28 protein-coding genes are annotated in these 26,027 nt (G+C 66.3%); 1 reads left to right on the plus strand and 27 read right to left on the minus strand.

Features of this window, described 5'->3' with window-relative positions; translation table 11 throughout:
* The first annotated feature begins 9 nt into the window (after positions 1-9).
* Positions 10-2,310, plus strand: a complete 2,301-nt coding sequence (locus tag AC07U4_RS04580) for a coiled-coil domain-containing protein (protein WP_495194590.1) — start codon at positions 10-12, stop codon at positions 2,308-2,310.
* Between the two features lie 16 nt (positions 2,311-2,326).
* On the opposite strand, the gene AC07U4_RS04585 is transcribed toward AC07U4_RS04580, so the two are convergent.
* The 27 genes from AC07U4_RS04585 to thiE form a co-directional block, all read right to left on the minus strand.
* The gene (locus tag AC07U4_RS04585) at positions 2,327-2,482 is read right to left on the minus strand and encodes a hypothetical protein (RefSeq protein WP_169742522.1); all 156 of its coding nucleotides are present in this window, start codon (positions 2,480-2,482) and stop codon (positions 2,327-2,329) included.
* A 110-nt stretch (positions 2,483-2,592) separates the two neighbouring features.
* Positions 2,593-2,877, minus strand: a complete 285-nt coding sequence (locus AC07U4_RS04590; protein WP_038660276.1) for a DUF1467 family protein — start codon at positions 2,875-2,877, stop codon at positions 2,593-2,595.
* Positions 2,878-2,883: 6 nt separating this feature from the next.
* Positions 2,884-4,539 (minus strand): ribonuclease J, encoded by a 1,656-nt coding sequence (locus AC07U4_RS04595; RefSeq protein WP_038660279.1) that lies wholly within the window; start codon positions 4,537-4,539, stop codon positions 2,884-2,886.
* A gap of 56 nt (positions 4,540-4,595) precedes the next feature.
* Complete coding sequence (locus tag AC07U4_RS04600) at positions 4,596-5,378, minus strand: type III pantothenate kinase (protein ID WP_495194591.1); 783 nt, start codon at positions 5,376-5,378, stop codon at positions 4,596-4,598.
* 2 nt (positions 5,379-5,380) lie between these two features.
* Positions 5,381-6,088 (minus strand): biotin--[acetyl-CoA-carboxylase] ligase, encoded by a 708-nt coding sequence (locus tag AC07U4_RS04605; protein WP_495194592.1) that lies wholly within the window; start codon positions 6,086-6,088, stop codon positions 5,381-5,383.
* Complete coding sequence (gene nuoN / locus AC07U4_RS04610) at positions 6,085-7,539, minus strand: NADH-quinone oxidoreductase subunit NuoN (protein WP_495194593.1); 1,455 nt, start codon at positions 7,537-7,539, stop codon at positions 6,085-6,087. The genes AC07U4_RS04605 and nuoN overlap by 4 nt, the downstream gene beginning before the upstream one ends.
* The gene (locus tag AC07U4_RS04615; protein ID WP_495194594.1) at positions 7,539-9,068 is read right to left on the minus strand and encodes an NADH-quinone oxidoreductase subunit M; all 1,530 of its coding nucleotides are present in this window, start codon (positions 9,066-9,068) and stop codon (positions 7,539-7,541) included. Before AC07U4_RS04615 ends, nuoN begins: the two co-directional genes overlap by 1 nt.
* Positions 9,065-11,224 carry an NADH-quinone oxidoreductase subunit L gene (gene nuoL, locus AC07U4_RS04620; RefSeq protein ID WP_038660290.1) on the minus strand — a complete coding sequence of 720 codons (2,160 nt, stop codon included), beginning with the start codon at positions 11,222-11,224 and terminating at the stop codon, positions 9,065-9,067. Before nuoL ends, AC07U4_RS04615 begins: the two co-directional genes overlap by 4 nt.
* A gap of 6 nt (positions 11,225-11,230) precedes the next feature.
* The gene (gene nuoK, locus AC07U4_RS04625; protein ID WP_038660292.1) at positions 11,231-11,536 is read right to left on the minus strand and encodes an NADH-quinone oxidoreductase subunit NuoK; all 306 of its coding nucleotides are present in this window, start codon (positions 11,534-11,536) and stop codon (positions 11,231-11,233) included.
* Entirely contained in the window at positions 11,533-12,144 is a 612-nt protein-coding gene (locus tag AC07U4_RS04630; RefSeq protein WP_038660296.1) for an NADH-quinone oxidoreductase subunit J, read from the minus strand. The genes nuoK and AC07U4_RS04630 overlap by 4 nt, the downstream gene beginning before the upstream one ends.
* Positions 12,145-12,187: 43 nt before the next feature.
* Complete coding sequence (gene nuoI / locus AC07U4_RS04635; protein ID WP_038660298.1) at positions 12,188-12,673, minus strand: NADH-quinone oxidoreductase subunit NuoI; 486 nt, start codon at positions 12,671-12,673, stop codon at positions 12,188-12,190.
* Between the two features lie 124 nt (positions 12,674-12,797).
* Positions 12,798-13,823, minus strand: a complete 1,026-nt coding sequence (gene nuoH / locus AC07U4_RS04640; RefSeq protein WP_322848057.1) for an NADH-quinone oxidoreductase subunit NuoH — start codon at positions 13,821-13,823, stop codon at positions 12,798-12,800.
* A 26-nt stretch (positions 13,824-13,849) separates the two neighbouring features.
* Positions 13,850-15,853 (minus strand): NADH-quinone oxidoreductase subunit NuoG, encoded by a 2,004-nt coding sequence (gene nuoG, locus AC07U4_RS04645; RefSeq protein WP_495194595.1) that lies wholly within the window; start codon positions 15,851-15,853, stop codon positions 13,850-13,852.
* 1 nt (position 15,854) lies between these two features.
* Positions 15,855-16,085 carry a hypothetical protein gene (locus tag AC07U4_RS04650; protein ID WP_495194596.1) on the minus strand — a complete coding sequence of 77 codons (231 nt, stop codon included), beginning with the start codon at positions 16,083-16,085 and terminating at the stop codon, positions 15,855-15,857.
* A complete protein-coding gene (gene nuoF / locus AC07U4_RS04655; RefSeq protein WP_495194597.1) occupies positions 16,082-17,386 on the minus strand; it encodes an NADH-quinone oxidoreductase subunit NuoF in 1,305 nt (434 codons plus the stop codon). Before nuoF ends, AC07U4_RS04650 begins: the two co-directional genes overlap by 4 nt.
* Positions 17,386-17,616, minus strand: a complete 231-nt coding sequence (locus AC07U4_RS04660) for a hypothetical protein (protein WP_495194598.1) — start codon at positions 17,614-17,616, stop codon at positions 17,386-17,388. Before AC07U4_RS04660 ends, nuoF begins: the two co-directional genes overlap by 1 nt.
* Positions 17,613-18,281, minus strand: coding sequence for a complex I 24 kDa subunit family protein (locus AC07U4_RS04665; RefSeq protein WP_137896978.1), 669 nt, complete (start codon positions 18,279-18,281; stop codon positions 17,613-17,615). Before AC07U4_RS04665 ends, AC07U4_RS04660 begins: the two co-directional genes overlap by 4 nt.
* Positions 18,281-18,511, minus strand: a complete 231-nt coding sequence (locus AC07U4_RS04670; protein ID WP_495179962.1) for a hypothetical protein — start codon at positions 18,509-18,511, stop codon at positions 18,281-18,283. The genes AC07U4_RS04665 and AC07U4_RS04670 overlap by 1 nt, the downstream gene beginning before the upstream one ends.
* Positions 18,512-18,556: 45 nt before the next feature.
* Positions 18,557-19,768 (minus strand): NADH-quinone oxidoreductase subunit D, encoded by a 1,212-nt coding sequence (locus AC07U4_RS04675; RefSeq protein WP_038666501.1) that lies wholly within the window; start codon positions 19,766-19,768, stop codon positions 18,557-18,559.
* Positions 19,769-19,827: 59 nt separating this feature from the next.
* Positions 19,828-20,682: an NADH-quinone oxidoreductase subunit C gene (locus AC07U4_RS04680; RefSeq protein WP_038660325.1), complete on the minus strand. Its 855-nt coding sequence runs from the start codon at positions 20,680-20,682 to the stop codon at positions 19,828-19,830.
* Positions 20,679-21,230: a NuoB/complex I 20 kDa subunit family protein gene (locus tag AC07U4_RS04685; protein ID WP_038660327.1), complete on the minus strand. Its 552-nt coding sequence runs from the start codon at positions 21,228-21,230 to the stop codon at positions 20,679-20,681. Before AC07U4_RS04685 ends, AC07U4_RS04680 begins: the two co-directional genes overlap by 4 nt.
* Before the next feature lie 5 nt (positions 21,231-21,235).
* Positions 21,236-21,610, minus strand: coding sequence for an NADH-quinone oxidoreductase subunit A (locus tag AC07U4_RS04690; RefSeq protein ID WP_038660330.1), 375 nt, complete (start codon positions 21,608-21,610; stop codon positions 21,236-21,238).
* Positions 21,611-21,894: 284 nt separating this feature from the next.
* Positions 21,895-22,707, minus strand: coding sequence for an inositol monophosphatase family protein (locus tag AC07U4_RS04695; protein WP_038660333.1), 813 nt, complete (start codon positions 22,705-22,707; stop codon positions 21,895-21,897).
* Positions 22,708-22,853: 146 nt separating this feature from the next.
* Complete coding sequence (efp, locus tag AC07U4_RS04700) at positions 22,854-23,417, minus strand: elongation factor P (protein WP_037530700.1); 564 nt, start codon at positions 23,415-23,417, stop codon at positions 22,854-22,856.
* 64 nt (positions 23,418-23,481) lie between these two features.
* On the minus strand, positions 23,482-24,069 hold the full coding sequence (locus AC07U4_RS04705) for a M23 family metallopeptidase (RefSeq protein ID WP_495194599.1): 588 nt from the start codon (positions 24,067-24,069) through the stop codon (positions 23,482-23,484).
* Between the two features lie 142 nt (positions 24,070-24,211).
* Positions 24,212-25,246 (minus strand): L,D-transpeptidase family protein, encoded by a 1,035-nt coding sequence (locus AC07U4_RS04710; RefSeq protein WP_495194600.1) that lies wholly within the window; start codon positions 25,244-25,246, stop codon positions 24,212-24,214.
* A 93-nt stretch (positions 25,247-25,339) separates the two neighbouring features.
* Entirely contained in the window at positions 25,340-26,023 is a 684-nt protein-coding gene (gene thiE / locus AC07U4_RS04715; protein ID WP_495194601.1) for a thiamine phosphate synthase, read from the minus strand.
* Between the last annotated feature and the right edge of the window lie 4 nt (positions 26,024-26,027).

Raw genomic sequence — 26,027 nt, forward strand, 5'->3', positions numbered from 1 at the left:
GGGGGTTCCATGATCATCGACATGCGGGCAGACAGCGCCACCAGCGACGCTTACGCCTCTGGTGAGCACGATCGGATCGGCGGCTATATGGCGGAAAACGAAGGCGAATGGCAGGCCGAGCCGCTTCCCTGGACGGACGCGGCCGAGCCGGAGTCACCCCGGTCCGCATGGCTGCCGCCGGTGCTCGCGCTGCTCGTCTCGCTGCTCTGGCTGGGCGGCATGCTGTGGCTGGCGCGCGATCAGCTGCCGTTCCTGCTGCCCGTCGACCTCGCGCAGTTCATCGCCGCGCTCGCGGTCGTGCCGGTGCTGATCGGCATCGTCTACCTTTTCGCGATGCGGACCAGCCGGCGCGAGGCGCGTCGGTTCGGCGCCACCGCCGCGGCGATGCGCGCCGAGGCCGCGAGCCTCGAACGCACCGTCGCGATGCTTTCGCACGCGCTCGACGGCAACCGCCGCCAGCTCGCCGAGCAGGTCGCGACGCTCAAGACCATGGGCGACACCGCCAGCGAACGCCTCACCTCGGTCAGTCGGGGCATGGCCCAGCAGATCGACCAGGCAGAGGCCCACGCCTATGCCCTCTCCCAAGCCGCCACCGATGCGCAACAAAGCCTCGGCGTGCTGCTTGCCTCTTTGCCGCGCGCGCAGGCCGATGTCCTCGATATCCAGCATCTGCTCGACGATACCGGCCTTGCCGCGAGCGAGCATGCCGCGGCGCTGTCGGCGCAGCTCGCCGCGCTCGCCGAACGTGGCCGCGAGGCGGAGAACGTCACCGGTAGCGCGGCGCAGAAGCTCGCCGCGCATATCGCCCGCATGGAGGCGACCAGCGAAACCGCGAGCGCACGGCTCGAAGCCGTTACCGGCAGCATGTCGGACGCGGTCGACGGCCTGCTCGACCGTACCGCCGATGCCGTAGATGAGGCGCGTAAGGGCATCGCCGTGCAGGGTGAGGCGATGCTGGCCATGCTGCGCGTCAATCAGGCGGCGCTCGACAGTGCCGCGCGCGACAGCGTCGACGCGCTCACCGAGCGGGTCGCGGGGCTGGAGGACGTGATCGATCGCGTCACGTTGCGCCTGCACGACCAGCGGATGGCGAGCGAGGAACTGCTCGCCGGACTCGACGGCGGCATCGGGCAGGTCGAGACCCGCCTCGACCAGCTTCACGTGCACGGCATCGAGCGATCGCAGATGCTCGCCGCGTCGATCAGCGCGCTCGGCGGCTCCGCCGACGCAATGACCGAGGCGTTGCGCGCCGGCGACGTCATGGCATCGCGGACGATCTCCACCACCGAATCCTTGCTGATCGCGCTCGACGCCGCGGCGCGCGAGATCGACGAGACGCTGCCCGAGGCGCTCGGCCGACTCGATGCCAAGGTCCTCGCCAGCAAGCAGGTCGTCGTCGCCGCCAAGCCCGAGCTGCTGGCTTTGGTCGCCGCCGCGGAAAGCACGCACGAGGCCATCGAGGCGATCGCCGGCGTCATCTCCGAACAGAGCGGCACGCTGGATCAGCTTTCGGGCACCCTGCTGCAGACGTTGAGCGAGGGGCGTGCCAAGGCGGATGCGCTCGGCATGATGGTCGACGAGACGATCGAACGGACCCACCGCTTTGCCGAGGACGCCGCGCCGCGGCTGGTCGACGCCCTGCTCCGCGTCCGCGAAACCGCGACGGTCGCCGCCGACAAGGCGCGGGAAACGCTTTCCGCGGTCATCCCCGATGCCGCCGCGCAATGGGAGCAGGCGGGCGCCGAGGCGATGCGCCGCGCCACCGGCGACACCGTCGAGCGTCAGGTTCGCGCCATCGCCGATGCGACCGGCGAAGCGGTCGAGGCGGCGACCCGCGCGACCGAGCGGCTGTCCGCACAGGTCCGCCAGATCCTCGAACAGACCGCGCTGGTCGAAGCGAAGATCGATCAGGCGCGCAGCGAGCGCGACGAAGCCGAACACGATACGTTCGCCCGTCGCGCCTCGCTGCTGATCGAATCGCTTCACTCGGCGTCGATCGACATCACCAAGGCGTTCGCACCCGAAATCTCGGACAGCGCCTGGGCGGCCTATCTGAAGGGCGACCGCGGCGTCTTCACCCGCCGTGCGGTCCGCGTGCTCGACCCCGCCGACGCCCGCGACATCGCCCGGCTGTACGACGACGACGAGACGTTCCGCGAGGCGGTCAATCGCTACATCCACGACTTCGAGAGCATGTTGCGCAATATCCTCGCGCAGCGCGACGGCTCGCCGCTCAGCGTGACCTTGCTGTCGTCCGACATGGGCAAATTGTACGTGGCTCTGGCGCAGGCGATCGAGCGCCTGCGCTGAGCCACAGGCACGGCGATCAGTTGATCGTCGTATGTTCTGGAGAGGATCGATCGTCGGTGAGATCGTCGATCGCCATCGCGATGCGCGCGGCGATATGGTGCCGCCCCTCCTCGTCCATCAGCACGAGCGCGCGGGTCAGCAGATCGAGCGTCTGAAGGCTGGTCGGGGTCACGCGCGCGGCCTTCCACGATCAGGCGGCCCCGGCGGCCACCGTCCCGCACCATAACAGATTCGGGACGCGGAATGCTGGCGGCGAGATGACATCGGCGTCATCTCGCCCGCTCACACCGCGTTATACACCGCCTCGCGATTAAAGAGGTCGAGCATCTGCGGCGTGACCCAGCCGAAGCGGTAATTGGCGAAGAACAGGACGAACAGCAGGGTCGCGACGATCGTCACGCGGATCGCGAGCCGGCCGAGCCGGAAGTCGTGCGGGGCGCTTTCGGCCTGACCGGCGACATAGTCGCCCCCCACCTCGCGCGTCGTGCGGACGCCCCAAGGCAGGACAAGGAAGACCGAAAACGCCCAGAACAGGACGTAGATCGCCAGCATCGACGTCCAGCGCACGGGGGATTAGGCCTCGACGATCAGCACGTCGACGATCGGCTTCTTGCCGGTCCAGCGCGTCGCGACGCGACGTACCGCGAGGCGGATGTCCTCGCGACGCCGGTCGAGCTCGCGCTTCTGACCCTTCATCGCCTCGGCAGCGGCTTCCGCGGCATCCTCGACGAACGCCGCGCGATCCTCCTCGACCGGCACGCCCTGGACGCGGATCTGCGGCCGGCCGAGCGCGCGCCCGTCGCGACCGATCGCCACCGCGACCGAGATCTGGCCGTTGATCGCCAGACGGCGCCGCTCGTTGATCGTCGAGCCGTCCGCCGGCAGGATCACGTCGCCGTCGAGCACCAGCCGGCCGACACCGGCATTGCCGATCTTCTCGACCTTGCCCGGCAGCAGGCGCAGGATATCGCCGTCGCTCTGCACGATCGACTGCGGCACACCCTCGCTCAGCGCGAAACGGGCATGCTCCATCATATGGCGCATTTCGCCGTGGACGGGGATCAGCACCTCGGGGCGGATCCACTTGTACATCTGGGCGAGTTCCGGGCGGCCCGGATGACCGGAGACGTGGACGTGCGCCTGACGTTCGGTGATCATCACCACGCCCTTGCCCGCCAGCGTGTTCTGGATCTTGCCGATCGCCACCTCGTTGCCGGGGATCTGCTTCGACGAGAAGATCACCGTGTCGCCGAGGTCGAGCTTGATCGTGTGCGAGCCGTCGGCGACGCGGGCCAGCGCGGCGCGCGGTTCACCCTGACCGCCGGTGGCGACGATCAGCACCTTGTTCTTGGGCAGGCGCATCGCCGTCTCGGGATCGACCGTCTCCGGGAAGTCGCCAAGATAGCCGGTGGCACGCGCGACCTTCAGGATCCGGTCGAGCGAGCGACCGGTGACGCACAATTTACGCCCGGTCTCCTTGGCCACCTGACCCAGCGTGTGCAGCCGCGCGGCGTTCGAGGCGAAGGTGGTGACGAGCACCCGCCCCTTGGCCTTGGCGACCTGTTCGGCGAGTCCGACCCGCACCGACGCTTCCGACCCCGATGCGTCCTTGTTGAAGACGTTGGTCGAGTCGCAGACGAGCACGTCGACGCCGGCATCGCCGATCCGGCTGAGCTGTTCGGGGCTGGTCGGCTTGCCGATCACCGGGGTGGGATCGAGCTTCCAGTCGCCGGTGTGGAACACCCGGCCGGCCTTGGTCTCGATGACCAGCGCATTGGGCTCGGGGATAGAATGCGACAGCTCGATGAAGCTGACGCCGAACGGCCCGATCTGCACGCCGGCGATGCCGCCGTCCTTGCCCGGCTGGATGACGCGCAGCTTGACGCGATTGGCGTTGCCCTCTTCCTCCAGCTTGCCGCGGATCAGCCCGGCGGTGAACGGCGTCGCGTAGAGCGGCACGCCGAGGTCCTCGGCGAGATACGGCAGCGCGCCGATATGATCCTCATGGCCGTGGGTCAGCACGATGCCGACGAGATCGTTGATGCGATCCTCGATGAACGACAGATCGGGCAGGACGATGTCGATGCCGGGATAGGCCGCATCGGCGAAGGTCACGCCGCAATCGACCATCAGCCATTTGCCGGCATGGCCGTAGAGATTGACGTTCATGCCGATCTCGCCGGAGCCGCCGAGAGCACAGAAGAGAAGTTCGTTGGTCTTGGGAGTCATTTAGGTCTTTCAAAGAATGTGGCGCCCGGCGGGCCGATGGATGGCGCGAGCGCGTCTCAGCCGATATGGGCGTTTTGGTACATGATCGCCAGCCCCTGTATCGTCAGGTCCGGCTCGATGACGTCGAACACGTCGGTATGCTGTTCGAACAACGTGGCGAGGCCGCCGGTGGCGATGACCTTGACCGGGCGGCCGATCTCCGCCTTCATCCGTCCGACCAGCCCTTCGATCATCGCGATATAGCCCCAATAGATGCCGATGGTCATCTGATCGACGGTGTTGCGGCCGATCACGCTGCCGTTGTTCTTGGGCGCCTCGATCGCGATCCGCGGCAGCTTGGCGGCAGCGCTGACCAGAGCGTCGAGCGACAGGTTGATCCCCGGCGCGATGATGCCGCCCTTATAGGCGCCCGAATAGTCGCTTGCATCGAAGGTCGTCGCGGTGCCGAAGTCGATGACGATCAGGTCGCCGTCATGCAGCGCATGCGCGGCGATGGTGTTGACCGCCCGGTCGGCACCGAGGCTCTGCGGCTCGTCGACGTCGAGTACGATGCCCCATTCCACCGGCGCGCGCCCCGCGATCAGCGCCTCGCTGTGGAAGTATTTCTGGGCCAATACCTGAAGATTGTGCAGCGCGCGGGGCACGACGGTGGCGATGATGACCGCGTCGACCTGGCTGCGGTCATAGCCTTCGAGCGCGAGCAGCTGGCTGAGCCAGACGGCATATTCGTCGGCGGTGCGCCGCGGATCGGTGGCGATGCGCCAGCGCGCCTTGATCGTCCGCCCCTCGACCAGCGCGAAGACGACATTGGTATTGCCGGCATCCACCGCGAGCAGCATCGTCAATCCTTCAGGACAGAAACGTCGGCGGCGTGAATGACATGCCGCTCGCCCGACGCCAAGCGCAGGATGAGCGCGCCGTCCGCGTCGAGCCCGTCGAACAGGCCGTCGCGCGTGCCGCCGTCCGGCAGTCGCACGCTGAGCGCGGTGCCGACCGGATGCGCTGCGGCGAGCCAGGCATCGCGGACCGCGGCAAGCCCCTGCCCGCGCCACACCGTCAGCCAGCGGCCGAAGGCTTCCGCCAGCACGTCGAGGAACGCCGCCGCGGTGACCACGGCCCCGGCGGCGGCGAGGCTCGTCGTCGCGCGATCGGGAAGATCGGGGTGATGCGCCAGATTGACCCCGATGCCGACCACCACCGCGTCCTCGCAGCGCTCGAGCAGGATGCCGGACAGCTTGGCGACGCCGATCAGCAGATCGTTGGGCCATTTCAGCCGGGCGGCGTCGGGCAAGAAGACGCTAACGGCTCGATGCAGCGCCACCGCGGCGACCAGCGCCAGCGTCGCAGGCTGGGGATCGGCGGGGCGCAGGTGGACCAACGTGCTGGCGTAGAGATTGCCGGGCTCGGACACCCATTGGCGCCCGAGCCGGCCCTTGCCGGCGGTCTGGCGCTCGGCGCGCAGCCAGAGCCCCTCCTCGGCGCCCTGGCGCGCGAGGAGGCGCATGTCGGCGTTGGTCGAGCCCGTCTCCGCGACGGTCCGGATCGTCAAATCGCCGGGAACAGCGCGCGCGCCGCAGCCATCGTCCAGCCGCCAAGCAGCGGGATCGCCAGATAGCCGAGCGGCGAGACGAAGGCGGCGGTCAGCACGATCAGCCCGCCCTCGACCGGGTTGTTGCCCTTGGGGAAGGCCGGCGCCGGTTCGTCGAAGTACATCGTCTTGACGACGCGCAGATAGTAGTAAGCGCCGATCGTCGAGGCGGCGATACCGATCACCGCGAGCGGGAACAGGCCGGCGCGCACCGCGGCGTCAAACACCGCAAACTTCGCGTAAAAGCCGAACAGCGGCGGGATGCCGGCGAGGCTGAACATGAAGATGGCGAGCGCGGCCGCAAGGCCCGGGCGGGTGCGCGACATGCCGGACAAAGCCGCAATGCTTTCAACGGGTTGGCCCTCGTCATCGCGCATCTGCAAGACGATCAGGAACGAGCCCAGCGTCATCGCGATGTAGATCGTCATATAGATCAGCACGCCCGACACGCCCTCCGGCGTCCCGGCGGCGAGGCCGACGAGCGCGAAGCCGACGTTGTTGATCGACGAATAAGCGAGCAGCCGCTTGATGTTGGTCTGGCCGATCGCCGCCACCGCGCCGAGCAGGATCGAGGCGAGCGCGGCGAAGATCACGATCTGGCGCCACTGCTCGGTCGCCGGCCCCATCGCCTCGACCGCGACGCGGACCGCGAGGCCCATCGCCGCCACCTTGGGTGCGGAGGCGAAGAAGGCGGTGACCGGCGTCGGCGAGCCTTCGTAGACGTCCGGCGTCCACATGTGGAACGGCACCGCGGCGATCTTGAAGGCGATACCCGCGAAGACGAAGACCAAGCCGAACAGCAGGCCTAGCGACTGCGGGCCCGCATAAGCGGCGGCGATGCCGGTGAACAGCGTGGTGCCCGAGAAGCCGTAGACCAGGCTGATGCCGTAGAGCAGGATGCCGCTCGCCAACGCGCCGAGCACGAAATATTTCAGGCCCGCCTCAGCCGAGCGCGTGTCGCGGCGCATGAAGCTCGCCAGCACGTAGGCGGCGAGGCTCTGAAGTTCGAGGCCGACGTAGAGCGTCAGCATGTCGCTCGCCGAAACCATCAGGCCCATGCCGGCGGCGGACAGCAGGATCAGCACCGGATATTCGGGACGCAGATCGTCGCCGTGCGTGCGCTGGAAGAAGTCGGGCGCGATCACGATGCTCACCGCCGCGGCGACGAAGATCAGCACCTTGGCGAAGGCGGCGAAGGCGTCTGCACGATACAGGCCGTCGAACGCCGCACCGCCGTAGCTGGCCGGGCCGAGCAACGCGAGACAGGCGCCGGCGAGCACCGCGACCGCGGTCCACGAAACGGCGCGCGTCGACGCCGATCCGCCCCAGGCGGACACCAGCATCAGGACGACGGCGCCCGCGCCGAGGATCACCTCGGGCAGGGTCATGGCGAGATTGGCGGCGTAATCCATCAGTGAGCAATTCCGTGGGCGGCAGGCGCCGTGGCGAGGGGCTTGCCGGCAGCCGGCTGGGAATCGGAGACGGGCGTCGCGCGATCGATGCGGGCGAGCAGTACGCCGACATCCTTGCGCATCGGCGCCATGAAGCTCTCCGGATAGACACCCATCCACAAAGCGACGGCGGCGATCGGCGCGAGCAGCCACAATTCGCGATGCGACAGATCCTGCATTTCGCGCACGTCGTCCGACTTGATCTCGCCGAAGACGACGCGGCGATACAGATACAGCATATAGGCCGCGCCGAGGATGATGCTGGTCGTGCAGAGCAGCGCGATCCAGGTCGACACCTGATAGGTGCCCATCAGCGCCAGGAATTCGGCGACGAAGCCGCTGGTTCCGGGCAGGCCGATCGACGCCATGGTGAAGAACAGGAAGAACAAGGCGTAGCGCGGCATGTTGATCGCCAGACCGCCGTAGCGGCTGATCTCACGCGTGTGCAGCCGGTCGTAGATGACGCCGACGCACAGGAAGAGCGCGCCCGACACCAGGCCATGGCTGAGCATCATGATCATCGCGCCCTCGATCCCCTGCCGGTTGAAGGCGAAGAGGCCGATGGTGACGATCGCCATATGCGCGACCGACGAATAAGCGATCAGCTTCTTCATGTCGGACTGCACCAGCGCGACGAGCGAGGTGTAGATTACCGCCACCGCCGACAGGCCGAAGATGAGCCAGGTAAGCTGGCCCGAGGCTTCGGGGAACATCGGCAGGCTGAAGCGCAGGAAGCCGTAGCCGCCGAGCTTGAGCAGCACGCCCGCGAGGATCACCGAACCCGCGGTCGGCGCCTGAACGTGCGCGTCGGGTAGCCAGGTATGGACCGGCCACATCGGCATCTTCACCGCGAACGAGGCGAAGAAGGCGAGCCACAGCCAGGTCTGCACGTGCGCCGGGAAGTCATAGGCCTGCAACGCCGGGATGCTCGACGTACCGGCGGTCTGCGCCATGTAGAGCATCGCGATCAGCATCAGCAGCGAGCCGAGCAGCGTGTAGAGGAAGAATTTATACGAGGCGTAGATGCGGTTCACCCCGCCCCAGATCCCGATGATGAGATACATCGGGATCAGCCCTGCCTCGAAGAACAGGTAGAAGAGGAACAGATCCTGCGCCGCGAAGGTGCCGATCATCAGCGTTTCCGTGAGCAGGAACGCCGCCATATATTCGGGCACGCGATTGGTGACCGAACGCCAGCTCGCGCCGATGCAGATCGGCATCAGGAACACGCTGAGCATGATGAGCATCAGCGCGAAACCGTCGATGCCGAGATCCCAGCGGAAGAAGCCGAACGCCGGGCCCTGCTCGACGAACTGCCATTGCGCGCCGCCGATGTCGTAATTGGCCCACAGCAGGATGCCGAGCGCCAGATCGACGAAGGTGGCGGCCAGCGCCAGCATGCGGGCGGTGGCGGCGGGTACGAACAGGCAGGCGATCGCCGCAAGCGCGGGGATCAGCAGCATGATCGAGAGGATGGGCAGCCCGCTCACTGTGCGATCGCCCAGGTGACGACGGCGGTCAGACCGATCAGCATGACGAAGGCATAGGTATAGACATATCCGTTCTGGAGCCGGCCCGCGAGCCGGCTGGAGAGCTGCACCACCCAGGCCGAGCCGTTCGGCCCGAACCGGTCGATCGTCTGTTCGTCACCGCGATGCCACAGCAGACGGCCGATGGCGAAGGCGGGACGGACGAAGATCAGGTGGTAGAGTTCGTCGAAATAATATTTGTGGACGAGGAAGCGGTACAGGATGCGGAACTGGTCCGCGACCGCCGCCGGGAAGCTCGGTGCCTTGATATAGGCATACCAGGCGGTGAACAGGCCGAGCAGCATCGCGATCGTCGCCGACAATTTGATCGGCACCGGCACCTCGTGCATCGCGTGCATCAGATGTTCGCGGAAGGCGATGTCGCCCTTCCAGAACAGCTCGCCCGCATCGGGTTCGATGAAATAGCGGTGGAAGACGAAGCCCGCCGCAATCGCGCCGATCGACAGGATGACGAGCGGCACCAGCATCGGCCACGGGCTTTCGTGCGGATGATAACCCCCGGTACCCGCGGGCAGGTCCTGCTGCGACGCGCCGTGCGTCGACGGGCGATCGCCGCTGTCCTCGGCCTGCGCCGGATTGCCGTGCGCCTCGTCGGCATGGTGTGCGTCATGGCCATGCGCGTGGTGCGCATCGTGGCCGTGCGCGTCGTGCGCATGATCGTCATGGCCGTGGCCATGCGCGTCGTGCAACGCGTGCTGGATATGCTCCGACGCGGCCCAGCGCGGCTTGCCCCAGAAGGTGAGGAACATCAGGCGCCACGAATAGAAGCTGGTGATCAATGCGACGAGCACGCCGACGAACCACACGCCCGGTTCGCCCGCCGCCCAGCCGGCCTCGATGATCGCGTCCTTCGAATGGAAGCCCGCGAAACCGATGCCGAGCGGATTGCCGAACACCGCCGGCAGGCCGACGCCGGTGATCGCCAGCGTCCCCATCATCATGCCCCAGAAGGTCAGCGGGATGCTTTTGCGCAGGCCGCCATAATAGCGCATGTCCTGCTCGTGGTGCATCGCATGGATCACCGAACCGGCACCGAGGAACAGCAGCGCCTTGAAGAAGGCGTGCGTGAACAGGTGGAACATCGCCGCGCCATAGGCACCGACGCCCGCCGCGAAGAACATATAGCCGAGCTGCGAACAGGTCGAATAAGCGATGACGCGCTTGATGTCGGTCTGCACCATGCCGACGGTCGCGGCAAACAGGCAGGTCGCGGCACCGACCGCCATCACGACGTGCAGCGCGGTCGGCGACATTTCGAACATCGGCGACAGGCGGCAGACCATGAAGACGCCGGCGGTGACCATCGTCGCCGCGTGGATGAGCGCCGACACCGGGGTCGGGCCTTCCATCGCGTCGGGCAGCCAGGTGTGCAGGCCGAGCTGCGCCGACTTGCCCATCGCGCCGACGAACAGCAGCAGGCAGAGCACCGTCATCGTATCGACGCGCATGCCGAGGAAGCCGATCGTCGAGCCCGCCATCGTCGGCGCCGCGGCGAGGATCGCCGGGATCGAGACGGTGCCGAACACCAGGAAGGTGCCGAAGATACCCAGCATGAAGCCGAGATCGCCGACGCGGTTGACGACGAACGCCTTGATCGCGGCGGCATTGGCGGACGGCTTGCGGAACCAGAAGCCGATCAGCAGGTAGGAGGCGAGACCGACGCCTTCCCAGCCGAAGAACATCTGCACCAGCGTATCCGCGGTGACGAGCATCAGCATCGCGAAGGTGAACAGCGACAGATAGGCGAAGAAGCGCGGCTGGTCCGGATCCTCGCTCATATAGCCCCAGCTATAGAGGTGGACGAGCGCCGACACGCTGGTGATGACCACCAGCATGATCGCGGTGAGCTGGTCGACGCGCAGCGACCAGTCGACCGCCATGTCGCCGCTGACGATCCATTTCAGCACCGGCACGACGGTCGCGGTGTTGGTGCCGGCGAGGAAGCCGAGGAAGATCGGCCAGCTCAGCAGGCACGAGAGGAACAGCGCGCCGGTGGTGATCGCTTTGGCCGGCACGAAGCCGATCGCCTTGTTGCCGAGCCCGGCAACGATCGCTGCCAGAAGCGGCAGGAACACGATGAAGAGGATGGAGGTCACCTGTATTTAGCCCTTCATCCGATTGACATCGTCGACCGCGATCGTGCCGCGGCCACGGAAATAGATCACTAGGATCGCCAGCCCGATCGCCGCCTCGCCGGCGGCGACGGTCAGCACGAACATCGCGAACACCTGCCCGACGAGGTCGTGGAGATAGGCGGAGAAGGCGACGAGGTTGAGGTTCACCGCGAGCAGGATCAGCTCGATCGCCATCAGGATGACGATCAAATTCTTCCGGTTGAGGAAGATGCCGAGCACACCCATCGTGAACAGGATCGCCGCCACGACCAGATAATGCGTCAACCCAATCACAACTGCACCCCCTCGCCGACCGTCGGCTGGACGTTGCGCGTCGCATCCTGCGGACGGCGCGCATTCTGGCGGCTGATGTTCTGGCCGCGGACGCCGCCACGCTGGCGATGCGTCAGCACGATCGCGCCGATCATCGCGACGAGCAGGACGAAGCCCGCCGCCTCGAACACGAAGAGATAGCGCGTATACAGCAGCTGCCCCATCGCCTGGATGTTGGGCACGTCGCCGTCGATCGGCGCGATGCGGCGGCTGATCTTGAGACCGCCGGCGCTCCAGGCACCGATGCCGATCAGGATTTCCGCCGCCAGCGCGACCGCGAGCGCGAGGCCGAGCGCGGCATAGCGCGCGACACCGGCGCGCAATTGCGCGACCTCGATGTCGAGCATCATCACCACGAACAGGAACAGCACCGCGACCGCACCGACATAGACGATGACGAGGAGCATCGCGATGAACTCCGCCCCGACGAGCACCATCAGCCCCGCCGCGTTGAAGAAGGCGAGGATCAGCCACATCACCGAATGGACCGGATTGCGCGACGAAATCGTCATCGCCCCCGAACCGATCACGATGATCGCGAAGAGATAAAAGGCTATGGCCTGGATCACGAGTTGGTCGGCCCCCTAAGCCCGGAATCGAATGCGGCGCGCATTAACGGTATGGCGCATCGGCGGCAAGGTTCGCCGCGATCGCGCTTTCCCAGCGGTCGCCATTGTCGAGCAGCTTGGCCTTGTCGTAGATCAGCTCCTCGCGCGTCTCGGTCGAGAATTCGTAATTCGGGCCCTCGACGATCGCATCGACCGGGCAGGCCTCCTGGCACAGACCGCAATAGATGCACTTGGTCATGTCGATGTCGTAGCGCGTCGTGCGGCGGCTGCCGTCGTCGCGCGGTTCGGCCTCGATCGTGATCGCCTGCGCCGGACACACCGCCTCGCAGAGCTTGCACGCGATGCAGCGTTCCTCGCCGTTCGGGTAACGGCGCAGCACGTGCTCGCCGCGGAACCGCGGGCTGACCGGGTTGCGCTCATAGGGGTAGTTGATCGTCGCCTTGGGCTTGAAGAAATACTTCAGCGTGAGGGCGTGCGCCTTCACGAACTCCCACAAGGTGAACGACTTGATGATCTGTGCGACGCTCAAGAGCCCAATCCCGTCATTCGGTCGATCACGACGACCATCAATCCGATCGCGACGCCGATCAGCGCCCGATCCCGTAACGCCTGCGGCCGAAGGCCGCGGGCGATCATCCATTCGCTGGCCCGGCTCATCCGCCGACGGGCACGCGCATCAGCATCAGCACGCCCGACACCAGGAACACCCAGAACAGCGACAGCGGCAGGAACACCTTCCACCCCAGCCGCATCAGCTGGTCGTAGCGGTAGCGCGGCACCGTCGCCTTGACCCAGCTGAACACGAAGAAGAAGAACAGCATCTTCGCGAACAGCCAGATGATCCCCGGCACGTAATAGAGCGGCGCCCAGTCGATCGGCGGCAGCCAGCCGCCCCAGAACAGCGTCGCGTTGAGCGCGCACATCAGCAGCACGTTGGCATATTCGCCGAGCCAGAAGAGCGCGAAGCTCATCGAGCTATATTCGGTCTGATAGCCGGCGACGAGCTCGCTCTCCGCCTCGGTCAGATCGAACGGCGCGCGCTGCGTCTCGGCGAGGCTGGAGATGAAGAACATCACCGCCATCGGGAAGAGCAGCGGGTTGATGCCGAAGGCGTTGATGTGGAGGTTGAGCGTGCTGGTCTGCGCCAGCACGATGCCGCTGAGATTGAACGTCCCTGCCCACATCACCACCGAGATGAGGATGAAGCCGATCGCGACTTCGTAGCTCACCATCTGCGCGGCGGCACGCAGCGCCGAGTAGAAGGGATATTTGGAGTTGGACGCCCAACCCGACAGGATCACGCCATAGACGCCGAGCGACGAGGCGGCGAGCACGTAGAGCAGGCCGACGTTGATGTCGGCGAGCACCACGCCCGCCCCGAACGGCACCACCGCCCAGACGATCAGCGCCACCGTGAAGGTGATGATCGGCGCGAGCAGGAACAAGGTCCGGTTCGCAGCGGCGGGAACGATCGTTTCTTGCAGGAAGACCTTGAGGCCGTCGGCGAACGACTGGAGCAGGCCGAACGGCCCGACGACGTTGGGGCCGCGGCGGAGCGCCATCGCCGCCCAGATCTTGCGATCGGCATAGATGATCATCGCCACGGCGAGCATCAGCGGCAGCGCGATGACGAGGATGCCGACGATCGTCGCGACGAACCAGGCCCAGCCGTAGGACATGCCGACGGTCGTGTGGAAGAATTCGGTCACTCCGCCGCCTCCGCGAACGTCTCGCCATGGACCAGTTCGGCCGAACAGCGCTGCATCGTCGGGGACGCGCGGCAGATGGCGTTGGTCAGATAGAAATCCTTGATCGGGTAGCCGGTGAGGCTCCCCTGCCCTGCGCCGTCGAGCGCCGGCGGGTTCCACTCATAGCCGGCGAGCTCGCCGACGTTGCGCAGTGCGGGGACCTCGGCGGTCATCGCCTCGCGCAGCCCGGCGAGGCTGTCGAACGGCAGCGTCGTACCGAGCACTTCCGACAAGGCACGGAAAATCGTCCAGTCCTCGCGCGCGTCGCCCGGTGCGAACACCGCGCGCTCGCCACGCTGGACGCGGCCTTCGAGATTGACCCAGGTGCCCGACTTCTCGGCATAGGTCACGCCCGGCAGGATGACGTCGGCATGATGCGCGCCGGTGTCGCCGTGATGGCCGACATAGACCTTGAAGCCGCCGAACTTGGTGTAATCGACCTCGTCCGCGCCGAGGAAGAAGGTCACCGCCGCGTTCGACAGATCGGCGATGCCGCCCTTCTGCGCATAGCCGAGCATCAGCCCGCCCATCCGGCTCGCCGCCATATGGACGACGTTGAAGCCGTTCCAGCCGTCACGCACCAGATCGAACTGCTTGGCGAAGGCGAGCGCCGCACCATGACCGCCCTTCAGCGCGCCACCGCCGACGATGACCATCGGCTTCGCGGCATCGGTAAAGAGCTTGGCGACAGCCTCGGGCAGATTGCCGAGCAGCGACAGATCGGCACCCAGCCATTCGACCTTGTAGGTCAGCTCGGTCTCCGGCCCGATCGCGAAGACCTTGGCACCCTTCTTGATCGCCTTGCGGATGCGGGTGTTTACCAGCGGCGCTTCCCAGCGCAAATTGGTGCCGACCAGCAGGATCGCATCGGCCTCTTCGACGCCCGCGATCGTGGTGTTGAAATTGACCGCGGCGAGGCTCGACGTGTCATAGTCCATGCCCGTCTGCCGCCCTTCGAGCAGCGACGAACCGAGCTTCGCGAGCAGCGCCTTGGCGGCGTACATCGTCTCGCAATCGACCAGATCGCCCGCCACCGCGGCAACGTTCGCGCCCGCAGCCTCGACCCTGGTCTTGATGACCGCGAACGCCTCGTCCCAGCTTACCGGAGCGAGCTTGCCGTCGCGACGCACATAGGGGCGATCGAGGCGACGACGGACGAGGCCGTCGACATGATGGCGCGTCTTGTCGTGCGCCCATTCCTCGTTGACGTCCTCGTTGATGCGCGGGACGCAGCGCAGCACCTGACGGCCGCGGCTGTCGAGGCGGATGTTGGTGCCGACCGCATCCTGCACGTCGATCGTGAGCGTCTTCTTGAGCTCCCACGGCCGCGCTTCGTACGAATAGGGCTTCGAGGTCAGCGCGCCGACCGGGCAGAGGTCGACGACGTTGCCACTCAGCTCGCTGGTCACCGCCTGTTCGAGATAGGACGTGATCTGCATATCCTCGCCGCGATAGATCGCGCCGATCTCCTCGACCCCGGCGACCTCTTCGGCGAAGCGGACGCAGCGGGTGCACTGGATGCAGCGGGTCATGATCGTCTTGACGATCGGACCCATATACTTCTCGGTCACTGCCCGCTTGTTCTCGGTGTAGCGGCTATGGCCCTTGCCGTAAGCGACCGACTGGTCCTGCAGATCGCATTCGCCGCCCTGATCGCAGATCGGGCAGTCGAGCGGATGGTTGATGAGCAGGAATTCCATCACGCCCTCGCGGGCGTTCTTCACCATCGGCGTGGTGGTGAAGACTTCCTGATTGTCCGCGGCAGGCAGCGCGCACGATGCCTGCGGCTTGGGCGGCCCCGGCTTCACCTCGACGAGGCACATGCGGCAATTGCCGGCGATCGACAGCCGCTCATGATAGCAGAAGCGCGGGATTTCCTTGCCCGCGGCTTCGCACGCCTGGAGGACCGTCGCGCCCTGCGGCACCTCGACCTCGATCCCGTCTACTTTCAGCTTCGGCATATCAGTGTTCCGTATCGCGCAGGCCGAGCCGCCGCTCGATGTGATCGACCCGCGTCTTCAAATGGGCGACATCGCCCTGGATCGAATAAAGCGTCGTCAACGTCCCGCGAAAATGATCTTCGAGCGCGGACAGGCGCATGCCCTGCGTGACCTGCTCCCGCTTCACATCGCCGAGGTCGGCCTGAATATGTTTCAGGATCTCCAGCATCAGGTCGGACCGTTCGTCCGTCACTCCGCCGCCTCCTGCATCGGCGTCAGATCGCCGCCGCTACGTTCGTTGATCCGGCGCTCCAGCTCGGGGCGGAAATGCTTGATGAGACCCTGGATCGGCCAAGCCGCGGCATCGCCGAGCGCGCAGATCGTGTGACCCTCGACCTGCTTGGTGACCTGATGCAGCGTATCGATCTCGGCGATGTCGGCGTCGCCGGTGCGCAGCCGCTCCATCACGCGCCACATCCAGCCGGTGCCTTCGCGGCACGGCGTGCACTGGCCGCAGCTCTCGTGCTTGTAGAAGTACGAGATGCGGCTGATCGCACGGACGATGTCGGTCGACTTGTCCATGACGATCACCGCCGCGGTGCCGAGGCCCGAACCGACCGCCTTGAGGCCGTCGAAATCCATCGGCGCGTCGATGATGTCCTTCGCCGGCACCAGCGGCACCGACGAACCGCCCGGGATCACCGCGAGCAGATTGTCCCAGCCGCCGCGGATGCCGCCGCAATGCGTCTCGATCAGCTCGCGGAACGTCAGGCCCATCGCATCCTCGACCACGCACGGCTTATTCACATGCCCGCTGATCTGATAGAGCTTGGTGCCCTTGTTGTTTTCGCGGCCGAAGCTTGAGAACCACGACGCACCGCGGCGCAGGATCGTCGGGGCGACCGCGATCGATTCGACGTTGTTGACCGTCGTCGGGCAGCCGTAGAGGCCCGCGCCGGCCGGGAATGGCGGCTTCAAACGCGGCTGGCCCTTCTTGCCCTCGAGGCTTTCGAGCATCGCGGTCTCTTCGCCGCAGATATAGGCGCCGGCGCCACGATGGACGAAGACGTCGAAATCGTAGCCCGAACCGCTGGCGTTCTTACCGATCAGCCCCTTGTCGTACGCCTCGGCGACCGCGGCGAACAGCGTCTCCGCCTCGCGGATATATTCGCCGCGGATGTAGATATAGGCCGCACGCGCGCGCATCGCATAGCCCGCGATCAGCGCGCCCTCGATCAGCTTGTGCGGATCGTGGCGAATGATCTCGCGGTCCTTGCACGAGCCGGGCTCGGATTCGTCGGCGTTGATGACGAGGAAGTTCGGCCGGTCGGGCTTGGGCTCCTTCGGCATGAACGACCATTTGGTCCCCGTGGGGAAGCCCGCGCCGCCACGGCCGCGCAGCCCGCTCGCCTTGATGACGTCGATGATCGCGTCCTGGCCGAGCGCCATCAGCGCCTTGGTATTGTCCCAGTCGCCACGCTTCAGCGCCGCTTCGAGGTTCCATGGCTGGAACCCGTAGACGTTGGTGAAGATGCGGTCTTTATCGGCAAGCATCAGGCGTGTCCGTCCACGAGATCGAGGCGCTGCTTGACCCGGCGCATGTCGTTCGACAGGCCGCCGACGCCCTGCTGTACCGCGGCCAGATGGGTATCGATGCCGAGCAGGCGATGCTCCATCGCCGTCTGCCGCAATTCCATATTGATCATCCGGTCCTTCACATCGGACATGTCACCGCGGATGCCACGGAGCATCTCGGTGATGAAGCGGGTATCGTCGACCGTCATGCCCACTCCCCCCGATAATCATGATTGGCGTCGACCATCGCGGTCAGCGTCGTCGGGCCACCCTCCGGGCAGCTCGTCTGGCGGCCGATCGTCGACCCGGCCTTGGGCGTCTCGCCATTGGCAAGCGCCTCGAGCACCGCGACGGTACGGTCGTAGTCGAGGTCTTCGTAATTGTCGTCGTTGATCTGGACCATCGGCGCGTTGGCGCAGGTGCCGAGGCACTCGACCTCGGTCAGCGTGAACATGCCGTCCGGCGTCGTGCCCCCCTTGACCAGCCCGCGGTTCTTGCAAGCGGCGAGCACGTCGTCCGAGCCACGCAGCATGCACGGCGTGGTGCCGCAGACCTGCACGTGATAGCGGCCGACCGGCGCGAGGTTGAACATCGTGTAGAAGGTCGCGACCTCGAACACGCGCATATACGGCACGCCGATCTGACGTGCGACGAACTCGATCACCGGCACGGGAAGCCAACCCTGCGTCTGCGTCTCGGCGCCGACCTGCCGCTGGGCGAGGTCGAGGAACGGGATCGACGCGGACTGTTCGCGGCCCTTGGGATAGCGCGCGAGGATCTCGTTCGCCTTCTTCTGATTCTCTTCGTTCCAGACGAAGCCACCCCAGCGGGCGCGGGTCTCGGCTTCGTCGGGAATGTGTGCTGCTTCAGCCATTAGCGGTGATCCACCAGATCCAAGCGCCGCTCGACGCGGCCCAGACGTTCCTCGACGCGGTCCAACCGCCTGTTCAAACCCGTCATCTGCAAGAGCATGTTACCCAGATGTTCGTCCGTTGCGGTCGCCCGCGCCTTCAGCTCGCCAATGTCGAACCGCACTTCGGTCATGTCACCCTGCAGCTTCTGCAAGACGGCGTAGATGAGTTCGTTCGTTACCGGTTCAGGCATGATCCACCCCCAGCTCGGTTCGACCCATGCAATGCGCGCGTGCGGTCACCGGTCGCACTCGCCGAACACGATATCCATCGCACCGAGGATCGCGGTGGTGTCGGCCAGCATGTGGCCGCGGCTCATGAAGTCCATCGCCTGAAGATGGCTGAACGCGGTCGGCCGGATCTTACAGCGATAGGGCTTGTTCGAGCCATCGGAGACGAGGAACACGCCGAACTCACCCTTCGGGCTCTCGGTCGCAACATATACTTCGCCGGCGGGGACGTGATAGCCCTCGGTGTACAGCTTGAAGTGATGGATCAGCGCTTCCATCGACTGTTTCATCTCGGCGCGCTTGGGCGGCACCACCTTGCGGTCGGTCGAGGCGATCGGCCCCTCCGGCATGTCGCGCAGGCACTGCTTCATGATCCGCGCCGACTGGCGGACCTCCTCGACGCGCACCATGAAGCGATCGTAGCAATCGCCGCGGGTGCCGACGGGGATGTCGAATTCCATCCGGTCGTAGACGTCATAGGGCTGCGACTTGCGCAGGTCCCAGGGGATGCCCGCGGCGCGGATCATCGGCCCCGAGAAGCCCCAGGCGATCGCATCCTCGCGGCTCACCGTCGCGATATCGACGTTGCGCTGCTTGAAGATGCGGTTGTCGGCGACGAGGCTGATCGCATCCTCGAACAGACGCGGCAGGCGCGTGTCGAGCCAGTCGGCGATATCGGTGAGCAGCTTGAGCGGCACGTCCTGATGGACGCCGCCCGGCCGCATGTAATTGTGGTGCATGCGCGCGCCCGAGGCCCGCTCGAGGAAATTGTAGCAATCCTCGCGGATCTCGAACATCCACAGGTTCGGCGTCATCGCGCCGACGTCCATCACGTGGCTGCCGAGGTTCAGCATGTGGTTGGAGATGCGGGTCAGCTCGGCGAAGAAGACGCGCAGATACTGGGCGCGGATCGGCACCTCGATATCGAGCAATTTCTCGATCGCGAGCACGAACGTATGCTCCATGCACATCGGCGAGCAATAATCGAGGCGATCGAAATAGGGGATCGCCTGCGCATAGGTCTTGTATTCGATCAGCTTCTCGGTGCCGCGATGCAGCAGGCCGACGTGCGGATCGATCCGCTCGATGATCTCGCCGTCCAGCTCCATCACCAGCCGCAGCACGCCGTGTGCGGCAGGATGCTGGGGGCCGAAATTGATCGTGTAATTCTGGATCGTGACGTCGCCCTCGGTCGGATGCGCCGGGCTGGTGACGTGCATCAGCTCGTCGACATAGGGGTCGACCGTGTTGGTGGCGGGCGCGAGATGCGGGTCCTGGCTCACTGATTCTGTCCTCCGCCCTTGGTCGGCACGACGTCCGAATCCTTGGGCTTGTCCTGCCGGGCGTTGCCGGGGCCGGCATCGCCGGCGCCGGTGTTCGCGGTGCCGGTCGAATCGTTCTTGGCATAGGGTTCGCTGCCGGCCTTGGGCGCCTGCGTCGGCGTGCGCGCGGCATCGGCCTTGACGATATCGTCCGCCTTCAACGGCGTCGGTGCGCCCTTGGCCTCGGGCAGCATGCCCTTCTCGTCACCGGGCAGCACATAGGCCGCGCCCTCCCAGGGGCTCTGGAAGTCGAAGTTGCGGAAATCCTGCGCCAGCTTCACCGGCTCGTAGATCACGCGCTTCGCCTCTTCCGAATAGCGCATCTCGACGAAGCCCGAGAGCGGGAAGTCCTTGCGCTGCGGATGGCCGCGGAAGCCGTAATCGGTGAGGATACGACGCAGGTCGGCGTTGCCGGTGAACAGCACGCCGTACATGTCGTACACCTCGCGCTCGAGCCAGCCGGCGACCGGCCAGATGCCCGTCACCGACGGCACCGGCTTGACGTCGTCGGTGGCGACATGGACGTGCAGGCGATGGTTGCGCGTCAGCGACAGCAGGCAATAGACCACCTCGAACCGCTCCGGGCGGCTCGGATAGTCGACGCCGGCGATCTCCATCAGCTGCTGATATTCGAGACCGGGGGTGTCGCGCAGCTTGGTCAGTGCATCGACGATCGCGGTGCGCTCGACGTAGAGCGCGACCTCACCGACCTGATCGACCGCGTCGAGCAGCGCCGAACCGAGCGTCGCACGGACGATCTCGATCGTCTCGCCGTTGAGGTCGGCGGCCCAGGCAGGAGCAGGCGCCCTCACCGTTCGACGCTCCCCTGACGGCGGATCTTACGCTGCAGCTGCATGATCCCGTAGAGCAGCGCCTCGGCGGTCGGCGGGCAGCCGGGCACGTAGATGTCGACCGGCACGACGCGGTCGCAGCCGCGCACCACCGAATAGCTGTAATGGTAATAGCCGCCGCCATTGGCGCAGCTACCCATCGAGACGACGTATTTCGGCTCCGACATCTGGTCGTAGACCTTGCGCAGCGCCGGCGCCATCTTGTTGCACAACGTACCCGCGACGATCATCACGTCAGACTGACGCGGCGACGCGCGCGGCGCCGCACCGAAGCGCTCGAGATCGTAGCGCGGCATGTTGACGTGGATCATCTCGACCGCGCAGCAGGCGAGACCGAAGGTCATCCACCACAGCGAGCCGGTACGCGCCCACTGGAACAGCTCCTCGGTAGAGGTGACGAGGAAGCCCTTGTCGTTGAGCTCGCCGTTGAGGCTGTCGAAAAAGCCCTGGTCGGGCGGCACCAGCGACGTGGCGGTCGCCGGGCGTTCGAGTTCGACGGGTCCGGACATAGCGGTCATTCCCAATCCAGCGCTCCCTTTTTCCAGGCATAGACGAGGCCCAGGGCAAGCTCGCCGATGAAGATCATCATGGAGATCCATGCGGTCCAGCCGATGCTGAAAACCGATACTGCCCAGGGATATAGGAAGGCGGCTTCGAGATCGAAGATGATGAACAGGATGGCGATCAGATAAAATCGCACGTCGAACTGGCTGCGCGGATCCTCGAACGCGGGGAAGCCGCATTCATATTCCGACAGCTTCTGTTCGTTGGGCTTGTTGGTGCCGGTCAGCCGGGCGACGACCATGGGCAGGAACACGAACGTGCTCGACAGCGCCAGGGCGACACCCAGGAACAGCAGGATAGGCAGATATTGCGACAGATCGACCAAAGGGCTTCTCGCAGGTGCGAAGGATGTGGGGGTCGCTTTAGGCCCCCAAGGGGGTACGGGCAAGGCCGCGGAGGGTGTGAGAATCACTCTCAATTGGTGGAGCGGCGATCGGCGGCAGCACGTCATTCCTCCCCCGCCAGGGGGAGGTGACATGCCGCAGGCATGACGGAGGGGGAGGTAAGCGACACGGCGGTTCCGTGTCCTCCCCTCCGTCACGGCTTCGCCGCGCCACCTCCCCCTGGCGGGGGAGGAATTGGCGCATCTTGCGGGCCGTACGATCCGGTTTAACGGAGCGCGCCGGCGACCAGCTTGTGGAGCTTGACGTGCAGGCCATCGTTGCCGGCGAGGAACTCGTTGCGCTCCATCGCCTTGTCGGCGCCGCGGAAGTCGGTGACATAGCCGCCGGCTTCCTTGACCAGCAGCATGCCCGCCGCCGTGTCCCACGGCTTGAGGCCCGATTCCCAATAGCCGTCGAAGCGGCCCGCGGCGACCCAGGCGAGATCGAGCGCCGCCGCGCCGAGCCGGCGGATGCCGGCGACTTCGGGTGCGATCGCACCGAAGATGCGGCTCCACTGGACGAAATCGCCATGGCCGAGGAACGGGATGCCGGTGGCGATCAGCGCCTCCGACAGGTCGCGGCGGGCCGAGACGCGCAGCCGCTGGTCGGTGAGCCACGCGCCGCGGCCCTTCTCGGCCCAGAAGCTCTCGTCGGTGAGCGGCTGGTAGACGAGGCCGGTGGTGATCTCGCGCTTGCCCGACGGGGTCGGCTCCTCGACCGCGATCGAGATGGCGAAATGCGGGATGCCGTGGAGGAAGTTCGACGTGCCGTCGAGCGGATCGATGATGAAGCGCGGCTTGTCGGGATCGCCCGCGACCTCGCCGCCCTCTTCCATCAGGAAACCCCAGTCGGGGCGGGCGCGGCGCAGTTCCTCGAACAGCGTCTGCTCGGCGCGCTTGTCGGCGATCGACACGAAGTCGGCCGGGCCCTTGCGGCTGACCTGGAGGTGCGAGACCTCGTTGAAGTCGCGGCGCAGCGCGGTGCCGGCCTTGCGGGCGGCGCGCTCGATGACGGTGAAGAGGCCGGAATGGGAGGGCATGGGGATTTCTCTATACCCCTCTCCCATTCGGGAGAGGGAGGGGCCCGCCGCCGTCGGGCGGTGGGAGGGTGAGGTCGAAGGAAGGCCCTGCCCTCACCCGACCTCGCTACGCTCGGCCACCCTCTCCACAGGGAGAGGGATATCGGTCAGTCGGCGCGGCGGACGTAGGTCTGTTCGTAGACGTCGACGACGATGCGCGTGCCGGCGCCGATGTGCGGCGGGACCATGACGCGCACGCCATTGTCGAGGATCGCGGGCTTGTAGCTCGACGAGGCGGTCTGCCCCTTCACGACGGCGTCGGCCTCGACGATCATCGCCTCGATCGTGCTCGGCAGCTCGACCGAGATCGGCTTTTCGTCATAGAGTTCGAGCACCACGTCCATGCCGTCCTGCAGGAAGGCGGCGGCATCGCCGAGGATGCCGGCGTCGAGCGTGATCTGCTCGTAATTGTCCTTGTCCATGAAGGTCAGCGCATCGCCGTCGCGGAACAGGAACTGGAAGTCCTTGGTGTCGAGGCGGACGCGCTCGACCGTCTCGGCGGAGCGGAAGCGGACGTTGTTCTTGCGGCCGTCGATCAGGTTCTTCATCTCGACCTGCATGTACGCACCACCCTTGCCGGGCTGCGTGTGCTGGATCTTGACGGCGCGCCAGATGCCGCCCTCATATTCGATGATGTTGCCGGGACGGATGTCCACGCCGCTGATCTTCATGGATCTGAACCTATTGGAAAGAGCGAGATAGGCGCGCGGCTGGCGCACGCCCGGTGGCGCCCCTTTACCGTCCCCGCGCGCGGCCGGCAAGCAGCGGGAAGGGATTGACGTCCTCGCCCTGATGCCAGCGCTCGCCGGGCTGCATGCGCTGCAGGCCGAAATGGAGGTGGTAATTGCCCGCGCCGGCATCGCCGGTGTCGCCGACATAGCCGATCGGCTGGCCGGTCCTGACCTGCTGACCCTCGTGCAGGCCGGGGGCGTAGCCGGCGAGATGCGCGTAATAATAGATCCAGCGGCGGTCGGGCGAGCGGATATAGGCGGTGGTGCCGCCGAGATTGGATTGGAACAGCTTCTCGACGGTGCCGGGGGCCGCCGCGATCACCGGCGTGCCGGCGGCGGCGGGAATGTCGGTGCCGTGATGGCCGCGGCTGCCACCGCCCCGCGGGTCCATCCAGCTGTCGACGATCGCCGCGCGGCGGACGCCGGCGACGGGGACGGCGAGCGGCGCGTCGTCTCGCGCCGAGGGTTCGCCAACCGCCACGTCGACGCGGGGCGTGGTGGTGCGCGAAGCGGTGCCGAAGCTGGTCATCGCCGCGAAGGCGGCGCCGAGCAGGAGGACGATGGCGAGGATGATCCAACCGAGGCGGGTCATGCGCCCTGCCTCATCCACCTCGTCACCCCGGACGTGTTCCGGGGTCCACCCATCCACAGGGAAATCGTATCCGCCGCTTGCCGACGCTCCACGCCGCAGAGTGGACCCCGGAACGAATCCGGGGTGACGGAGCATCGGCCGCTCACGCCTGGAACACCGCCTTGGTCCCCGGCTTCACCATCTGCGCGAGACGCGCGACGTCCCAGTTGGTCAGGCGGATGCAGCCATGGCTTTCGGTGCGGCCGATCAGTTCGGGATGCGGCGTGCCGTGGATGCCGTAATGCTCCTTCGACAGATCGAGCCAGACGACGCCGACCGGGCCGTTCGGCCCCGGCGGCAGCATCTCCTTCTGATCGCCCTTCTTGGCGTCCCAGAACAGCGCCGGGTTATAGTGGAACTTGGGATTGTAGTCGGCGCCGTAGATTTTCCACGTGCCGAGCGGCAGCGGGTCGTGCTCCGAGCCCATGGTGGCGCTGAACTGCGCGATCAGCTTGTCGTTCTTGTCGAGGACGCGCAGCACCTTTTCCGACTTGTCGACGACGATATGATCGGCGACCGGCTGGGTGGCGTCGACGTTGAGCATGTTGAGCGTCTGGCGCCAGTGATCGGGCAGCTTGGGATCATAGGCGCGGCTGGCGGGCAAGGCGTTCGGAACGACGATCGTGTTGCCGACCTTGAGCCGCGTATCGGGCGAGTTGAGCGCGATCAGCACCGCCGGCTGGGTGTGGAACATCTCCGCCAGCTTCTCCATCGGCGTCGCATAGCCGAGGCTCGGCAGCTTGGCCTGTTCGCCGTAATCCTTGGGCAGCGGGTTGTAATACGGCCCGGCGAGCGCCTCGCGGGTCAGCACGAAGCGTGCGGTGGGGCGCTTGGCGCGATACGGGTAGAGCGCCTGCAACGTCGCGGCATCAGGCTTGCCGGTGCGCGGCAGGCCCTTGGCCTCCTGGAAGCCCTTGAGCGCGGCGGTGAGCGACTGGCCGCCCTTGCCGTCGAGCACGCCCGGACCGAAGCCGAGCGAGTCGAGGATCACCTGCACGTGGAGGATGTTGCGATCGAGCGCCGGGGCGGCCGGCTGGGGGACCGCCTGGGGGACCGGCTGTGCGACCGTCCGTTGTGCGATCGTCGGGGCGGCGAGCGCGGCGCCCGCAAGCAGCGCCGTAGCCAGAACCATCTTCATGTCGCCAATCCCTTTAACCGTTACGCTGGTGGATCAAACGGTCCGCAGCACATGTGGTTTCGTAGGTGGCGTTTTATCCCGATCGCCTGCCGGTCAGCCGCGCAGCACCTCGGCGAACGCCCGCACCGCGGCCGCCTCGTCGCCGCCCCATACCGCGCCGGATACGGCAAGAAAGTCCGCTCCCGCCGCGACCAGTGCCGGCGCATTGGCCGGCGTGATGCCGCCGATCGCGACGCTGGGCAGCTCGAACATCGACGCCCACCACGACAGGATCGAGGGTTCGGGGTGATGTTCGACCGCCTTGGTCGTCGTCGGATAGAAAGCGCCGAAGGCGACATAGTCCGCGCCGCCCTCACCCGCTTCCATCGCGAGATGACGGCTGTCGTGACAGGTCACGCCGATCTGCACCTCCGGCCCGAGCGCATCGCGCGCCTCGCGCGGGTCGCCGTCCTCCTGGCCGAGATGGACGCCGTCGGCGCCGAGCCGCTTCGCCAGCGCGATACTGTCGTTGACAATGAACGCGACCTCATGATCGGCGCAGATCCGCTGCAACGGCTCGGCGAGCTTGGCGGCGATATGCTGGTCGACGTCCTTGAGGCGGAACTGGAAGGCGGCGACCGGGCCGGCATCGAGCGCGCGCGCCAGCCGGTCGGCGAAACCGCCCGTCACGTCGAGCGGCGAGATCAGATAGAGCTGGCACGGCGGCCGGCGGTCGTTGCGCCGGAAGTTGGCGGCGAAATCAGGATCGAGGGGGCCAAGCGGATCGTCTTCGGTCATCCCG

This window comes from Sphingomonas sp. GW821-FHT02B09, assembly GCF_059421875.1.

What these genes read in the sequence shown, in the direction of transcription:
- nuoF (WP_495194597.1), bottom strand. Translation starts at nt 17,386, where the DNA reads ATGCTTGCCGATAAAGACCGCATCTTCACCAACGTCTACGGGTTCCAG.
- nuoH (WP_322848057.1), bottom strand. Translation starts at nt 13,823, where the DNA reads ATGTCCTACGGCTGGGCCTGGTTCGTCGCGACGATCGTCGGCATCCTC.
- AC07U4_RS04580 (WP_495194590.1), top strand. Translation starts at nt 10, where the DNA reads ATGATCATCGACATGCGGGCAGACAGCGCCACCAGCGACGCTTACGCC.
- nuoN (WP_495194593.1), bottom strand. Translation starts at nt 7,539, where the DNA reads ATGGATTACGCCGCCAATCTCGCCATGACCCTGCCCGAGGTGATCCTC.
- efp (WP_037530700.1), bottom strand. Translation starts at nt 23,417, where the DNA reads ATGAAGATCAGCGGCGTGGACATCCGTCCCGGCAACATCATCGAATAT.
- AC07U4_RS04710 (WP_495194600.1), bottom strand. Translation starts at nt 25,246, where the DNA reads ATGAAGATGGTTCTGGCTACGGCGCTGCTTGCGGGCGCCGCGCTCGCC.
- AC07U4_RS04695 (WP_038660333.1), bottom strand. Translation starts at nt 22,707, where the DNA reads ATGCCCTCCCATTCCGGCCTCTTCACCGTCATCGAGCGCGCCGCCCGC.
- thiE (WP_495194601.1), bottom strand. Translation starts at nt 26,023, where the DNA reads ATGACCGAAGACGATCCGCTTGGCCCCCTCGATCCTGATTTCGCCGCC.
- AC07U4_RS04675 (WP_038666501.1), bottom strand. Translation starts at nt 19,768, where the DNA reads ATGCACGTCACCAGCCCGGCGCATCCGACCGAGGGCGACGTCACGATC.
- AC07U4_RS04705 (WP_495194599.1), bottom strand. Translation starts at nt 24,069, where the DNA reads ATGACCCGCCTCGGTTGGATCATCCTCGCCATCGTCCTCCTGCTCGGC.
- AC07U4_RS04595 (WP_038660279.1), bottom strand. Translation starts at nt 4,539, where the DNA reads ATGACTCCCAAGACCAACGAACTTCTCTTCTGTGCTCTCGGCGGCTCC.
- AC07U4_RS04670 (WP_495179962.1), bottom strand. Translation starts at nt 18,511, where the DNA reads ATGCCTGAACCGGTAACGAACGAACTCATCTACGCCGTCTTGCAGAAG.
- nuoG (WP_495194595.1), bottom strand. Translation starts at nt 15,853, where the DNA reads ATGCCGAAGCTGAAAGTAGACGGGATCGAGGTCGAGGTGCCGCAGGGC.
- AC07U4_RS04665 (WP_137896978.1), bottom strand. Translation starts at nt 18,281, where the DNA reads ATGGCTGAAGCAGCACACATTCCCGACGAAGCCGAGACCCGCGCCCGC.
- AC07U4_RS04600 (WP_495194591.1), bottom strand. Translation starts at nt 5,378, where the DNA reads ATGCTGCTCGCGGTGGATGCCGGCAATACCAATGTCGTCTTCGCGCTG.
- AC07U4_RS04660 (WP_495194598.1), bottom strand. Translation starts at nt 17,616, where the DNA reads ATGACGGTCGACGATACCCGCTTCATCACCGAGATGCTCCGTGGCATC.
- AC07U4_RS04685 (WP_038660327.1), bottom strand. Translation starts at nt 21,230, where the DNA reads ATGTCCGGACCCGTCGAACTCGAACGCCCGGCGACCGCCACGTCGCTG.